The sequence below is a fragment of the Paenibacillus sp. 01T422 genome (genome assembly GCF_056398785.1).
The window spans coordinates 1-455 of record NZ_JBFTQB010001653.1 but is presented as its reverse complement, the minus strand read 5'-3'; the positions used below and the strand labels follow the sequence as shown (position 1 = coordinate 455).

Annotated in this window: 1 protein-coding gene; it reads left to right on the top strand. The window is 34.1% G+C overall.

Annotated features, from left to right (window positions below; translation table 11 throughout):
• On the top strand, positions 1 to 296 hold a 296-nt coding region (locus AC1DUA_RS40625; protein ID WP_477505019.1), incomplete at its 5' end, for a hypothetical protein.
• Positions 297 to 455: the final 159 nt, after the last annotated feature.

The following is a 455-nucleotide window of genomic DNA, read 5'->3' as shown; positions in this document are numbered from 1 at the left end:
CCTTTGAGGAGTTCCAAGCAAGTGGACTAAATGCAAAGCAAGCTCTCTCAAGAGTGAAGTACGAGTATGAGTACTTAGAAAATAAAGGTTTTGAGTTCAAAATCATTATTTTAACTCATTTACACACTTTAGCCCTAAAGAATGGTTTTAGCTATACAAGTGTAGAAAATGAGTTGAACTCATTGATTGCTGATCCGACCTTAGCTAAACAAATAGAAGAACTCAATGGGCCAATTAAAAAATTAGATTTAGGTGAAGAAAGGCGACCCTTTCAGGCATTAGCCACAATCGTGTAACCTCAATATATGCAATATATATGCAATATTTTTCTATCGCGAGATGCGTGGGGATTAAATTCACCTTATGATTAAATTAAAAACCCACCTTCTTAGGTGGGTTTTTATATTTATTCTAAATATAAAAGAGAATTCGCTACACTTTGGATACCTTCATAT